Below are 2,376 nucleotides of genomic sequence, written 5' to 3' on the forward strand. Positions count from 1 at the left end.
TTGAGTCGTATGCCGCAGGCCCGAAGCGGGGTGATCTACGCATGGGCAGGGTGAAGCTCAGGTAAGACTGGGTGGAGGCCCGAACCCACCAGGGTTGAAAACCTGGGGGATGATCTGTGTGTAGGGGTGAAAGGCCAATCAAACTCCGTGATAGCTGGTTCTCCCCGAAATGCATTTAGGTGCAGCGTTGCGTGGTTCTTGCCGGAGGTAGGGCGCTGGTTGGCTGATGGGCCTTACCGGGTTACTGACGTCAGCCAAACTTCGAATGCCGGTAAGTTGAGCGTGGCAGTGAGACTGCGGGGGATAAGCTTCGTGGTCGAGAGGGAAACAGCCCAGATCGTCGATTAAGGCCCCTAAGCGTGTGCTGAGTGGGAAAGGATGTGGAGTTGCTGTGACAACCAGGAGGTTGGCTTAGAAGCAGCCATCCTTGAAAGAGTGCGTAATAGCTCACTGGTCAAGTGATTCCGCGCCGACAATGTAGCGGGGCTTAAGCACACCGCCGAAATCGCGGCATTCGAACATCATTGGGTGTTCGGGTGGGTAGGGGAGCGTCGTGCCATCCGGTGAAGCCTGGGAGTGATCCTTGGTGGAGGTGGTGCGAGTGAGAATGCAGGCATGAGTAGCGTTTCAGAAGTGGGAAACTTCTGCGCCGGATGACCAAGGGTTCCTGGGGCAGGCTGATCCGCCCAGGGTAAGTCGGGGCCTAAGGCGAGGCCGACAGGCGTAGTCGATGGATGACGGGTTGATATTCCCGTACCCGCTGTGGTGCGTCCGTGTCGAGGCCGGTGATACTAAGGGTCCTTAGCCCGGCCGGTCCTTCGGGGCTGGTGTCAGGGTGAACGCCTGGCCTGATCTGGTAGTAGGCAAGCGATGGGGTGACGCAGGAGGGTAGCCCATCCCAGGCGGTGGTTGTCCTGGGGTAAGCATGTAGGGCGAGAGATAGGCAAATCCGTCTCTCATGTGGCCTGAGGTGTGATGCCGAGCCGATTGTGGTGAAGTGGGTGATCCCATGCTGCCGAGAAAAGCCTCTAGCGAGTGCCGTGGCGGCCCGTACCCTAAACCGACTCAGGTGGTCGGGTAGAGTATACCGAGGCGTTCGGGTGAACTGTGGTTAAGGAACTCGGCAAATTGCCCCCGTAACTTCGGGAGAAGGGGGGCCTTCGCTGGTGAGGGACCGTGCGTCCTGGAGCTGGTGGGGGCCGCAGTGGCCTGGGGGAAGCGACTGTTTACTAAAAACACAGGTCCGTGCGAAGTCGTAAGACGATGTATACGGACTGACGCCTGCCCGGTGCCGGAACGTTAAGGGGACCGCTTAGCCGGCTTTGTGCCGGTGAAGGTGAGAACTTAAGCGCCGGTAAACGGCGGTGGTAACTATAACCATCCTAAGGTAGCGAAATTCCTTGTCGGGTAAGTTCCGACCTGCACGAATGGCGTAACGACTTCCCCGCTGTCTCAACCACAGGCCCGGTGAAATTGCAGTACGAGTAAAGATGCTCGTTTCGCGCAGCAGGACGGAAAGACCCCGGGACCTTCACTGCAGCTTGATATTGGCGTCTGGAATGGTTTGTGTAGGATAGGTGGGAGACTGTGAAGCGGTCACGCTAGTGGCGGTGGAGTCGTTGGTGAAATACCACTCTGGCTGTTTTGGGCGTCTAACCTGCGCCCCTGATCGGGGTGGGGGACAGTGTCTGGTGGGTAGTTTAACTGGGGCGGTTGCCTCCTAAAGGGTAACGGAGGCGCCCAAAGGTTCCCTCAGCCTGGTTGGCAATCAGGTGTCGAGTGTAAGTGCACAAGGGGGCTTGACTGTGAGACCGACGGGTCGAGCAGGAGCGAAAGCTGGGACTAGTGATCCGGCACCGCCGTGTGGTTGGGGTGTCGCTCAACGGCTAAAAGGTACCCCGGGGATAACAGGCTGATCTTCCCCAAGAGTCCATATCGACGGGATGGTTTGGCACCTCGATGTCGGCTCGTCGCATCCTGGGGCTGGAGTAGGTCCCAAGGGTTGGGCTGTTCGCCCATTAAAGCGGTACGCGAGCTGGGTTTAGAACGTCGCGAGACAGTTCGGTCCCTATCCGCTGCGCGCGTAGGAGACTTGATGGGGGGCTGTCCCTAGTACGAGAGGACCGGGACGGACGAACCTCTGGTGTGCCAGTTGTATCGCCAGGTGCATGGCTGGTTGGCTACGTTCGGGAGGGATAACCGCTGAAGGCATCTAAGCGGGAAGCCTGCCCCAAGATGAGGTCTCCCGCCCCACGCGAGTGGGGGTAAGGTCCCCGTGAGATGAGCGGGTTGATAGGCCGGGGGTGGAAGTCTGGTAACAGGTGTTGAGCCGACCGGTACTAATAGACCGAGGACTTGACCTCACATGAACCACGC

1 rRNA gene is annotated in these 2,376 nt (G+C 58.9%); it reads left to right on the forward strand.

The features are described 5' to 3' along the window. A 23S ribosomal RNA gene (locus AB0K60_RS37600) occupies positions 1-2,363 on the forward strand; the annotation flags it as partial. Positions 2,364-2,376: the final 13 nt, after the last annotated feature.

The organism is Thermopolyspora sp. NPDC052614, assembly GCF_040678635.1.
GTDB lineage: Bacteria > Actinomycetota > Actinomycetes > Streptosporangiales > Streptosporangiaceae > Thermopolyspora.